At 60.7% G+C, this 10,243-nt stretch carries 8 protein-coding genes; 5 read left to right on the top strand and 3 right to left on the bottom strand.

What is annotated here, in order from left to right; all coding sequences use genetic code 11:
- The first annotated feature begins 374 nt into the window (after window positions 1-374).
- Window positions 375-4,217 (top strand): beta strand repeat-containing protein, encoded by a 3,843-nt coding sequence (locus ABI_RS25215; protein WP_006273054.1) that lies wholly within the window; start codon window positions 375-377, stop codon window positions 4,215-4,217.
- 197 nt (window positions 4,218-4,414) lie between these two features.
- On the top strand, window positions 4,415-6,367 hold the full coding sequence (locus ABI_RS11060) for a calcium-binding protein (RefSeq protein WP_006273053.1): 1,953 nt from the start codon (window positions 4,415-4,417) through the stop codon (window positions 6,365-6,367).
- Window positions 6,368-6,408: 41 nt separating this feature from the next.
- Here ABI_RS11060 and ABI_RS11055 read toward each other — a convergent pair whose 3' ends face one another.
- Entirely contained in the window at window positions 6,409-8,214 is a 1,806-nt protein-coding gene (locus tag ABI_RS11055) for a long-chain-acyl-CoA synthetase (protein WP_006273052.1), read from the bottom strand.
- Window positions 8,215-8,408: 194 nt separating this feature from the next.
- Between ABI_RS11055 and ABI_RS11050 the strand changes: the two genes are divergently transcribed.
- On the top strand, window positions 8,409-8,636 hold the full coding sequence (locus tag ABI_RS11050) for a hypothetical protein (RefSeq protein WP_006273051.1): 228 nt from the start codon (window positions 8,409-8,411) through the stop codon (window positions 8,634-8,636).
- Window positions 8,637-8,677: 41 nt separating this feature from the next.
- Here ABI_RS11050 and ABI_RS11045 read toward each other — a convergent pair whose 3' ends face one another.
- Together ABI_RS11045 and ABI_RS11040 are read right to left on the bottom strand one after the other, a co-directional pair.
- Window positions 8,678-8,968: a helix-turn-helix domain-containing protein gene (locus tag ABI_RS11045; RefSeq protein ID WP_006273050.1), complete on the bottom strand. Its 291-nt coding sequence runs from the start codon at window positions 8,966-8,968 to the stop codon at window positions 8,678-8,680.
- Window positions 8,965-9,228: a type II toxin-antitoxin system RelE/ParE family toxin gene (locus ABI_RS11040; RefSeq protein ID WP_211211158.1), complete on the bottom strand. Its 264-nt coding sequence runs from the start codon at window positions 9,226-9,228 to the stop codon at window positions 8,965-8,967. Before ABI_RS11040 ends, ABI_RS11045 begins: the two co-directional genes overlap by 4 nt.
- Before the next feature lie 410 nt (window positions 9,229-9,638).
- Here ABI_RS11040 and ABI_RS11035 point away from each other — a divergent pair, with 410 nt between their 5' ends.
- Both ABI_RS11035 and ABI_RS11030 read left to right on the top strand, forming a co-directional pair.
- Window positions 9,639-9,944: a TrbC/VirB2 family protein gene (locus ABI_RS11035; protein ID WP_006273048.1), complete on the top strand. Its 306-nt coding sequence runs from the start codon at window positions 9,639-9,641 to the stop codon at window positions 9,942-9,944.
- A complete protein-coding gene (locus tag ABI_RS11030) occupies window positions 9,945-10,229 on the top strand; it encodes a VirB3 family type IV secretion system protein (protein WP_006273047.1) in 285 nt (94 codons plus the stop codon).
- Window positions 10,230-10,243 lie beyond the last annotated feature (14 nt).

Here is a 10,243-nt window from a genome sequence, read left to right as displayed (position 1 = left end):
TATTACTCCGGAAAACCGCTGACGCCCATGGTGCTGGCGCCCCTGGCCTCGAAGCTCGCCTTCAAGACGGTGTCCTGTCGGCCGCCAAAGACTGGGGATACAGCACATTTTCCTGCTCGCGCTGTTCGTCCTTGGGGCGCGTCTTAACCCCGGCTCAAGTCGGGGGCAATTTACAAATCCTGGAACTAAATGCCCGGAGGCATCCTGCGCCAGCCGCGAAAAAGTGTTTGCCGATGGCGCCGTACCCTGCGATATTTCCGGAATTGTTCTACCGGCGGCGGCCGGACGCGTACTTTCGAAAATATTTGTATTCCGGCTGAGCCGAAACCCGGCCTGACCGCGCTTTTATCTGTGACATTGCAGGAGACACGACCATGGTAGACACCTACACCCCCGGCGCCGAGGTTATCGTCAACACCACCACGCTGAACGACCAGTACAGTTCCTACAAGGGCGAGAATATCACTGCCACGGAAGACGGTGGCTATGTCATCGTCTGGTTCAGCGACGACGACAACAATCCCAACGACCTGGATGGGGGCAAGATCTACCTGCAGCGTTTCGACGCCAACGGTGCCAAGGTCGGCACCGAACAACTGGTCAGCACACAGGTCGGCCATAATACCATTCCAGGCGTGACCGCGCTGAGCGGCGGCGGGTTCGCCGTTACCTGGACTTTGATCGACGGCGCTGGTGGCCAGGGCAATGACGTCTTTGTCCAGCGCTACGACACTGCAGGTGTAAAGGTCGGCGCTCAAATCACCGTGAATGCCGGGCAGCCGGTCACCACCGACAATGACGCTTCGTCGATCGTCGGCCTGCCGGGCGGCGGGTTTATCGTCGGCTGGGATCAGAGCGCGGGCGGTGCTACCGATCCCTACGATGTCTATTTTCAGCGTTTCGACGCCAACGGCAGTCCGGTCGGCGCCGCCACGCGCGTCAATACCACGACAACGGGCCAGCAGGACACGACCCAGATCTCCCTGCTGAGCGGGGGCGGCTTCGTTGTCACCTGGACCAGCTTTGGTCAGGATGGCGCGGGCTATGGCATCTATCTGCAACGGTTTGACGCCAATGGCGTGGCGCAGGGGACGGAAACCGCCGTCAATACGACGACGGTTTTCGATCAGGCCAATGCCAATGTCGCGACGCTGAGCGGGGGTGATTTCATTGTCTCCTGGACGACCTGGCGCGCCGACAACACGGTGGATACGCTGATGCAGCGCTTTACCTCGGCGGGCGTTAAGGTCGGCAGCGAGACCCTGGTCAATACCTACACCACCCTGGGTCAGCGCAATCCTGACATCCTGGCGATGAACGATGGCGGTTACATCATCGCCTGGCACAGCAATGGCCAGGACGGCAGCCAGTGGGGGAGCTATTTTCAGCGGTACGACGCCAGCGGCGTCAAGATCGGCGGGGAAACCCGCATCAATGTCACCACACCCGGCAACCAGATCGAGCCGGTCATGGTCGTCCTGGAAGACGGCGATATTGCCGTCACCTGGCAGAGCTATGGGCAGGATGGCAGCGGCAACAGCATGGTCAGCCGCGTCTTCTATCTCGATACCCTGATTAATGACGCCGCCGCAGCCAATGGCAATCTGACCGGGGGCATGGGCAGCGATACGATCAATGGGCTGGATGGCAACGACATGATCTTCGGGGGCGAAGGTCCGGGCCGTGATGATATGTTCGGCGGTGCCGGCAACGACACCATAACCCTCTGGGGCGGGGATGGCGCGGACGGCGGCACCGGTGACGACATTATCCGGGTTACGCACTTGACGGGGGAAACCGTAATCGGGCTGACCGGCGGCACAGGCTTTGACATCATGGACGCGTCGCTGGCCGATGGTGGTCCGGGCTGGATTTTCGTCAACTTCACCAGCATTGAGGAATACCGCGGCAGCGCGTTCAATGACTATCTGGACGCCTCGACCATGACCAGCGCCGGCCTGTTGTTTGCGGGCAATGCCGGCAATGATACGCTGAAAGGCGGCAGCCTGAATGACACCCTGACCGGTGGTATCGGCAATGACTCGCTGGAGGGCGGCAGCGGCAACGATACCGTCAATGGTGGGGATGGCAATGACACATTGCTGGGCGGCGTTGGCGCCGACACACTGACCGGTGGCCTGGGCAACGACACCTACTATGTCGACAACGCGGCCGACAGCGTCGTCGAAGCACACTTAGAAGGCACGGATACGGTCATCTCTTCGGTGACCTACAGCCTCCTCGGTCGGGCGGCGGAAAACCTGACCCTGACCGGAGCGGGCCATCTTAACGCCACGGGTAACGGGTTGAACAACACCCTGACCGGCAACAGCGGCAACAACCTGATCGACGGCGGCGCCGGCAATGATTCGATGACCGGTGGCGCGGGCAACGACACCTACATCGTCGATAGCATCGGCGATACGGTGACCGAGGGCGGTGGAGCCGGTCTGGACATCGTCCAGTCTGCTGTGACCTTCACCCTGGGCGCCGATATCGAGGACCTGACCCTTACCGGCGGCGGCCTCGCCAACGGGACGGGCAATGCCCTGAACAACCGCCTGATCGGCAACACGGCAGGCAACACCCTGACCGGCAAGGCCGGCAACGACACCTATGTGTTGCAGAACAGCAGCGACAGCGCGGTTGAGGCGGCGGCTGAAGGCACCGACACCATCGAGACCAACCTGACGCGCACCTTGTCAGCCAATATCGAGAACCTGATCCTGACAGGGGCCAGCGCCATCAACGGTACCGGTAACGAGCTTAACAACGCCCTGACCGGCAATACGGCGGCCAATGTGCTGACCGGCGGGCTGGGCGACGACACCTATTACATTCAGAATACCAGCGACAATGTGGTCGAACAGCACCTGCAGGGCACGGACCTGGTGATCTCGTCCGTGACCTACAGCCTGCTGGGCCGGGCGGCCGAGAACCTGACCCTGACGGGCGCCGCCGCCCTCAATGCCACCGGCAACGGACTCAACAACGCCCTGACCGGCAACGCAGGCGCCAACCTACTGGACGGCGGCGCCGGCGTCGATATCCTGACCGGCGGATTGGGCAACGACACCTATTATGTCGATCATATTTCGGACAATGTTGTTGAAGCTCATCTGGAGGGTACCGATAGCGTTATTTCATCGGTGACCTACACCTTGCTCGGCCGGGCGGCGGAGAACCTGACCCTGACGGGGACAGCGAACCTGAATGCGATCGGCAACGGGCTGAACAATGTGCTGGTTGGCAACACCGGCAATAACCTGCTGGACGGCGCCGTCGGCAATGACAGCATGACCGGCGGGCTTGGCAACGACACCTATACTGTCGACGCCGCCGGGGATGTCGTCACCGAAGCCGTGGGCGAAGGGACTGACGAGGTCCAGTCGACCCGCACCTATGTCCTGGGGGCCAATCTGGAAAACCTGGTCCTGACGGGGACGGGCATCGCCAACGCAACGGGCAATGCGCTGAACAACCGGCTGACCGGCAATATAACCGGCAATGTGCTGACCGGCGGTTTGGGCAACGACGTCTATGTTGTGCAGAACACCAGCGACACAACCGTGGAACTGGTCGGCGAAGGCACCGACTTCGTCGTGTCCAGCGTCAGCTATACCCTGGCCGCCAATGTCGAAAACCTGACTCTGACGGGAACGGCTAATCTCAGCGGCACCGGCAACGACCTGGCCAATGTGCTGACCGGCAATAGCGGCAACAATATCCTGACCGGCGGTTTGGGCGACGATATCTATTATATCCAGAACGCCGGCGACAGCGTCGTCGAACAGCATCTGCAGGGTACCGATACGGTCGTCTCGACGGTGACCTATTCGCTGTTCGGGCGGGCGATCGAGTTGCTGACTCTGACAGGGACTGCGGATATCAACGCGACCGGCAATGGTTTGAGCAACAGCCTGATCGGCAATTCGGGCGTTAACATACTGGAGGCCGGAGCGGGCAATGACAATCTGCGCGGCAATGGCGGGGCGGACGTGTTCCTGTTCCTGACCGGAAGCGGCCTGGACACGGTCAAGGACTTCACGGCGGCCCAGAACGACAGCATCAATGTCAACGCCTATATGGCCGGGGTGGCCAATGCCGGCCTGGTGACCCAGAGCGGCGCCAACGTGTTGATCAGCTTAAGCGCCGGCAATGTCATCACGGTCGAGAATGCCACTCAGGCTGATGTCCTCGCGCATATGGTATGGTAGTTGATGGCGGAGGCACACGGCATAAGGTCCGTGCGTCTCCGCGCCGCCGCCGCAATCGGCTGACGCCAGGCGCGTCACGCAAGGTTCATTCGGTGCGTCGTCTTTACACTTCCCAAAATTGGTAAATGGTGTAGCCGTACTCTCTGCGTTATCCAGAGTTCCAGTTTTCAAGAACAATAACAGGGGAGGCTATGACCATGGGTAGGGTGTTGGGATTTAAGAGCGCGGTTGCCGCGCTTAACAGCGGTGCTGGAGATGACACCTACATCGTTGACAGTGTCGACGATGTCGTGGTGGAAAATTTCAATGAAGGCACCGACACGGTTTTTGCCTTCATCTCTTATGACCTGACGGACAATGTCGAGAACCTTTGGCTGTCCGGTGACGCCGTCCTGACCGGGCGGGGGAATGCGCTCAACAACATCCTGACCGGTAACAACACGGTCAACTATCTGCTGGGCGGGCTGGGCGACGACACCTACTATATCCAGAATTCCGGAGATATGGTCGAGGAAGCCCATCACCAGGGCACCGACACCATCTACTCGACGGTCAGCTATTCCCTGTTCGGTCGCGCAGTGGAAAATTTCATCATGCTGGGTGACGACGACCTGGTCGTCTGGGGCAATTCGCTGGATAACCTCCTCGTCGGCAATACCGGCGACAATCTTTTCCAAGGTGAGGCGGGCGCGGATACGATGCAAGGTGGTGACGGTAACGACACCTATATCATCACAGCCACAAGCGACGTGGTCGTCGAACTGGAGAACGGCGGCTATGACCTGGTCCAGTCAACCGCCCGCACGACAATTCTGAGCGCCAATATCGAGAACCTGACCCTGATGGGCGATCCGCTTTATCATCAGGAAGGCACCGGCAATGCGCTGGGCAACATCCTGATGAGTGCCCACTCTGGCAGTTCGGTGTTGCGCGGCGGAGCCGGCAACGACACCTACTATCTGAACGGCAATTTTGACTTCGTCGAGGAAGAGGCCGGTGAGGGCTATGACGTCATCTATTCGACGGCCTCAGTGACCATTGCCGGCCAGTATGTCGAGCGTGTCGAACTGACCGGCACGGCCAATACCAGCATCAACGGAAATTCGATCCGCAACGTCATGATCGGCAATTCCGGCAACAATATCTTTTCCGGCTGGGGCGGTGGCGACTATATCGAAGGCGGTCTCGGCAACGACGTCTATTACATCTGGGATGTGCGCGACACTGTTGTCGAGCGTGCCGGCGAAGGCACCGACACTATCTATTCGGAGGTGAGTTATGACCTGGCCGGGCGTCATGTCGAGGTTCTGAACCTGGGCCGCGGCGCGATCAATGGCACGGGCAACAGCCTGGCCAATACCCTTCGCGGTGGCGACGGCAACAATATCCTGAATGGCCTGGGTGGTCATGACCGTCTCGACGGTTTCGGCGGCGCCGACACCCTGATCGGTGGCACCGGGAACGACACCTATGTCGTCGACGGCAGTGACGACGTCGTCACCGAGCTGCCGGGCGAGGGACGTGACCTGGTCCAGTCGTCCTTCAGCTATAGCCTGGGCGCAGGGCTCGAAGACCTGACCCTGACCGGTATGGATGCCATCAACGGCACCGGCGACGACCTGGGCAACGTCTTGACCGGCAACAGTGGCAACAACATCCTGAGCGGCGGACTTGGCGACGACACGTACTATATCCAGAACACCGGCGACAATGTCGTCGAGGTCAACGGCCAGGGCACCGACACCATCTACAGTTCGGTCACCTACGCCCTGACCGGCCGCTATGTCGAGATCCTGACCCTGACCGGTTCGGCCAACCTCAATGCCACCGGCAATTCGTTTGCCAACACGCTGATCGGCAACGATGGCAACAACCGGCTGAACGGGAAGGCGGGAAGCGACATCCTGGAAGGCGGACTGGGCAGCGACACCTTCCTCTTTGAGGCGGGCAGCGGAGCCGACGTCATAAGAGACTTCAATGCCAGCCAGAACGATAGTATCAACCTAAACGCCTACACCGGTGGCATCGCCAGTGACAGCAGCGTGGCGCAGTCGGGAACGGATGTGATCATCACTCTGGCCGGCGGCGGAAACGTCATTACGGTGCAGGATGCGCTGCGGGCCGACGTCCTGGGCCACATCGTCTGGTAGGCGCCGTGCGGCGCGTCCAACCCATGTGGCCCGTTCGCGGATTACAACCGCATGCGGCCGGCTTCGATTTCGCTCATGATCGCCGGGTTTAGCGCCAGGTATTCGTCCGCCACCAGAACGAACAGAGGATCACGGATATGGGCCGGGTCGAAGCCGTCCTTGATCAGGTCCATCTTCTTGTATTTGAAGGTCCCGGTCGTCTCGACCTCTTGCAGCAGGCGGACGAAGCGCGGCCGCGCATAGGTCGGCAGGCGGCTGTCGATATGGTCCTTGAACGCGCGGATATCGAAGCCGTCGCGCGTGATCAGCGATGCCATGCCGGCCTTGCCATCATGGTGCGGCACCGGGACGCCGTAGAGAATGGCTTCCTCGACGGCAGGCGCCGATGCGCAGTGTTCGGCCACTTCTGAGGTCGAGACGTTTTCGCCCTTCCAACGGAAGGTGTCGCCGATGCGGTCGACGAAGTAAAGATAACCGGCCTTGTCCTGGCGCATCAGGTCGCCGGTGCGGAACCAGGCGTCGCCCTTTTTGAACACGTCGGTCAGGATCTTCTTCTGGGTCGCCGCCTTGTCGGCATAGCCGGAATAGGCGTGCTTGGCGTCGTTGGCGATCTGGCCGATCGCCTCGCCGACCTCGCCCGGCTTGCACTCGTAGCACAGGCCGTCAGGACGGCGGACCGGCATCTCGGATTCGACGTCGAAGCGAACGAGGCGGACATTGAAGCGGTTGCGCAGGATACGCGGCACGCGGCCGACGGCGCCAGGTTGGCCGTCCAGGTTGAACAGCGAGACATTGCCTTCGGTCGAGCCGTAGAATTCGACGATGTGGGGGATCTTGAAGCGCTTCTGGAAGTTGGTCCACACTTCGGGCCGCATGCCGTTGCCGAACGCCATGCGCACCTTGTGCTTGCGTTCGTCCTCGGGGTTGGGCGCGGGATCCGAATTAACCAGGTAGCGACACAACTCGCCGATATAGACGAGGTGGGTGACACCCTGGTTGCGGACGTCGCTCCAGAATTGCGAGGCCGAAAACTTGCGCTTAAGCACAACGCAGGCGCCGTTCATCAGGGCCGCGCCGACGCCGCACAGGCCGCCGGTGGCATGGTACAGCGGCAGAACGCAGTAGATGCGGTCGTCCTCGCGCATGTGGCTCAGGCCGGCAAAGGCCTTCATGTACATCTGGGCGCGGGCATTGGAGATCTTGGCCGCCTTGGGCAGGCCGGTCGTGCCGGAGGTGTAGATGTATAGCGCTACGGCGTGGGCGGTCATGCCCAGGCGTGGCGTGGGGTCGGGGCGGACACTGGACACGCCTTTGAGCGCGGAATCGAGGCTGCGGCAATTGTCGCTTTCCTCGTCGCGGTCGAGATCCAGCACCCACAGGGCCTGGTGGCGCTCGATCTGCTTTTCGACCTCGCGGAAGCACGGCATGGTCGTGCGGTCGACCAGGGTCAGCGAGGCCATCGAGATGTTGATGCAGTGGGCTAGGCCAGGGCCGGTCAGGGAGTTGTTGATCAGGGCGGTGATGACGCCAATCTTGTTCAGCCCGAGCCAGATGGCGATGTATTCCAGGCGGTTGGGCATGAACAATGCGACCGTGTCACCAGGCTTTAAGCCGCGCGCCCTGCCCCAGTGGGCGTAGCGGTTGGCCATGGTGTCCAGTTGCTGATAGGTCAGGGTCTTGCCTTCGAACAGGATGGCGAGATTGTCCTTATAGCGGTCAGCAACGCGCTCGAAGTCGTCGCACACCAGGTTGGGCGAGTCGGGGCCGACGCTGCTGATCGAACGCAGGATGCGAATCATGCGTTTGATGAAGGTAGCGTCGCGCTTGAGGGAAGCGAAGAAACCCATGCTGTGTAACGTCCTTGTGGCCTGGCAGATTAACCGTCTCTAGGTATAACCGAATCATTACAGATAAAGCGTGAAATCTGCGTGAATCACTGTTTTTTTAAGGCCTTGATTAACCTTGCGGTAACGGAAAGGCGGCGTTGACCGGTCACGCCAAACCGGTTAATCAGCGCACAGACAGAACTGGAGCAACCATCGTGACCACGGTCGCTGAAGCCCTTGAAGGCATTTACGAATCCCTCGCCAACGATAATGCCGAGATCGACGAGCGCATCAAGGTTTTGAAAGCCGCCCTGGCTGACGAAGGCCTGAAGGAGGCCGTATTCGAGCCGGCGCGACTGGCGCAGAACAATCGCCAGGGCCGCAAGATCATGGAATCCTACTTCAAGAAGCGTGGTGTGACGGTGAAGTTCGCCAAGGACTGATCGGGGCTTCCCCAGGAAACGTCACAGCGCGCATTGCGCCGTCAGCGTAGCAGTTCACTTACTAGCGAAGGCTTCTTCGCGATCATGGCGAGCAGCACCTGGGCGGGGCCGGTGGGGCGCCGGCGGCCATGCTCCCAGTTGAGTAGTGTGCCCTTGGCAACGCCGATGCTGCGCGCGAATGCGCCCTGCGACAGGCCGGTGCTGGCCCGGATCGCGGCGACGTCGACGGTGGGTACCTCGACATGATGAACAATCGCCCCGGTCTTCTCGCCACGTGCGAAAGCCAGGGCCTCGTTCAGACCATCCATCAGGCTGTCATAAACTTCGCTCATAGCTTGGCTCCATAGGTTGCGAGCAATAGTTTGCTCAATGCGACCGCCGCCGCCTGTTCGGCTTCGGTCAGATTATCTTTCTCGTTCTTGGCAAACACTGTCACCAGGAACAGGGGCATTGTGGCGCCTCCAAACACATAGAGCGTGCGATAACCGCCGCTCTTGCCACCGCCTTCGCGGGCGATCCGGACCTTGCGCAGGCCGCCGCCGAGCGAAACGCCCGCCTCCGGGTTGGCCGCCAGGAAGGTGACGATCCCCATGCGTTCCTCATCTGTCATGATCGCCCTGGCGCGCTTTAGAAACGACTCCAGTTCAATGACCGTGTGAAGGCTCTGCATCGGTGAAGTTTATGCGCCAATGGCGCATGTGTCAATGACACATGACTTGGGGGCATTGCCGCGGGCGCCTTGCCGATGAGCGACGAAATTATCCGGACGCTGTCACATCTGAAGCGCCTCTGTCATCGTACCGTCACATAGCGTCTCTAGAGCGCTTGCTAAAGGCTGGGGGTTGCGCGACATTTGGCGGACCCTGCCAGGTGATTCCCGCCCGGAGTGCGTTTCGGTCCGACAAACATCGGATCGGCGCTCCAGGCATTTGTTTTGACGCGCATCTCAATCTGAAAAGTGCGGCACACTTTTCGGGATGCGCTCTAGAAGGCGCCACGTGTATGAAGAAACTGATCTCGCAAGCTCTCCTGACGATCATGGCGTTTGCCGTGACGGCGACCGCAGCCGCCGCGCAGGCGGTTGACCCGGCCGGTTCGTCGCCGATTTCGGGCGCCTTGGACTGGATCCAGGGCACGCTGATGGGCAAGGTGGCGACGACCGTCGCCGTTATCGCCGTCGCCGCCGTCGGCTTCATGATGCTGACCGGCCGCATGAACTGGCGCTATGGCGCGACCGTTATCGTCGGTGTCTTCATCCTGTTCGGCGCCGCGACCATCGTGTCCGGCATCCAGGCCGTGGCGAACTAGGTGTCCGAGCTGATCAAATCGACGGTGTTCAAGGCGCTGACCCAGCCCCAGATGTTCGCCGGCGTCACCTATTCCTATTTTATCATCAATGCCGTGGTGACCACCGAGGCCTTTCTGATCACGCGGTCCTTCTGGGCCTTCGCGGTTGCCTTCGTCGTCCACGCCATTGGCTATCTGGCCTGCCTGCGTGAGCCGCGCGTCTTCGACCTGTGGCTGACCAAGGTGTCGCGCTGCCCGCGCGTTCGCAACTACGCCCGCTGGGGCTGCAATTCCTACCATCCGTAAGAGCTTAACACCCG

The sequence above is a fragment of the Asticcacaulis biprosthecium C19 genome, from assembly GCF_000204015.1.
GTDB lineage: Bacteria > Pseudomonadota > Alphaproteobacteria > Caulobacterales > Caulobacteraceae > Asticcacaulis > Asticcacaulis biprosthecius.
Note: the sequence above shows the minus strand (reverse complement) of the source record. Positions and strands in the feature narration are given on the sequence as shown.

Bases quoted from the DNA above. Each gene is read 5' to 3' on its own strand.
- ABI_RS11055 (WP_006273052.1), bottom strand. From the start codon at position 8,214: ATGGGTTTCTTCGCTTCCCTCAAGCGCGACGCTACCTTCATCAAACGC.
- ABI_RS11040 (WP_211211158.1), bottom strand. From the start codon at position 9,228: ATGGGGATCGTCACCTTCCTGGCGGCCAACCCGGAGGCGGGCGTTTCG.
- ABI_RS11035 (WP_006273048.1), top strand. From the start codon at position 9,639: ATGAAGAAACTGATCTCGCAAGCTCTCCTGACGATCATGGCGTTTGCC.
- ABI_RS25215 (WP_006273054.1), top strand. From the start codon at position 375: ATGGTAGACACCTACACCCCCGGCGCCGAGGTTATCGTCAACACCACC.
- ABI_RS11045 (WP_006273050.1), bottom strand. From the start codon at position 8,968: ATGAGCGAAGTTTATGACAGCCTGATGGATGGTCTGAACGAGGCCCTG.
- ABI_RS11060 (WP_006273053.1), top strand. From the start codon at position 4,415: ATGGGTAGGGTGTTGGGATTTAAGAGCGCGGTTGCCGCGCTTAACAGC.